Origin of the sequence: Hydrogenophaga sp. T2 (assembly GCF_049843535.1) — a bacterium.
GTDB classification, from domain to species: Bacteria; Pseudomonadota; Gammaproteobacteria; order Burkholderiales; family Burkholderiaceae_C; genus Hydrogenophaga; species Hydrogenophaga crocea.
The window spans coordinates 1-455 of record NZ_JBBHZJ010000024.1 but is presented as its reverse complement, the minus strand read 5'-3'; the positions used below and the strand labels follow the sequence as shown (position 1 = coordinate 455).

Annotated in this window: 1 protein-coding gene; it reads right to left on the bottom strand. The window is 67.3% G+C overall.

Translation table 11 applies throughout. The features are described 5' to 3' along the window. A partial coding sequence (locus tag WDZ95_RS22240) for a hypothetical protein (RefSeq protein ID WP_425781711.1) occupies positions 1 to 455 on the bottom strand: 455 nt, incomplete at both ends.

The window sequence follows — 455 nt, the reverse complement described above, 5'->3', positions numbered from 1 at the left end:
TCCAGAAAATCCCCGCCCGGGCTGTCGAAGCGCGAGACACCGCCGCCATCGCGTTCGATGTCCCAGCCGAACAGCACACCGTCGGGCTTGAGGCGGAACTTCAGGCGCAGGCTGCCCGGCTTGGCGCGGATGTCGCGCAGGACCGCGTCGGGGATACGGGCGGCGACGGGCACAGAGTGGTCACCGAGGACCGTCCCGCCGTACCAGGTGGCGCGGCTGAAGTCGTATTGCCCGTTCTGTCGCCAGACCACGTGAACCGTTTCCGGCACATGGGTGGCGCCGGTGGTCATGATTTCGCGGTTGCGCCTGGCCACAACCGCTGAGGCATAGATGAGTGCTCCCCTTTCATCGTGAAAGGTGACTCCCTCCATCTCCGCCCCCGGCACCGCGTCCACCACCAGCACCAGCCCGATCCCGCGAAACCGCCGCTGCTGGTCCACGTTCGGCGCATTCGC